Origin of the sequence: Enterobacter sp. UNJFSC 003 (genome assembly GCF_036903355.1) — a bacterium.
Lineage (GTDB): Bacteria > Pseudomonadota > Gammaproteobacteria > Enterobacterales > Enterobacteriaceae > Enterobacter.
In genome coordinates, this window is record NZ_JBAKHK010000049.1 from 1 (window position 1) to 412 (window position 412).

Consider the following 412-nt stretch of genomic DNA (forward strand, 5'->3'; position numbering starts at 1 on the left):
ATCTAAAATTATTTCTGCATTTTCTATTTCGACGGAATAATGATCTCCCATAAGGAGTGCCTGACGCATATTGGTGACATTGGGTCGCTGGAATGCCTGCATCAAGCATGGTTTTGACACTAAAATCGGATGGCCGGGGATGCCATTATGGAGTGGCAGTATTGCGCCATCATTTCGTAACGACCAGATTTTTCTAAAAATATCAATGGTGAGGGTTGGCATGTCACCGTGGGTGAGAAAACAATGTTCTGTTTGCACTGCGGGTACTGCGGCCTTGACTGATGTTAGTAAACCCTGGGCATAATCTGGGTTGTGAATAATAGTGATCTTACTCTGGTTCGCATAACGTTCGTGCAGTTCATTACCACGATAGCCGGTGACTAAAATAATTCGGCTACAAAACTGCAACGCA

At 44.2% G+C, this 412-nt stretch carries 1 protein-coding gene; it reads right to left on the reverse strand.

The window, feature by feature from the left end; all coding sequences use genetic code 11:
• The coding region (locus V5P19_RS23020; protein ID WP_334407844.1) for an NTP transferase domain-containing protein at positions 1-412 on the reverse strand (412 nt) is incomplete at both ends.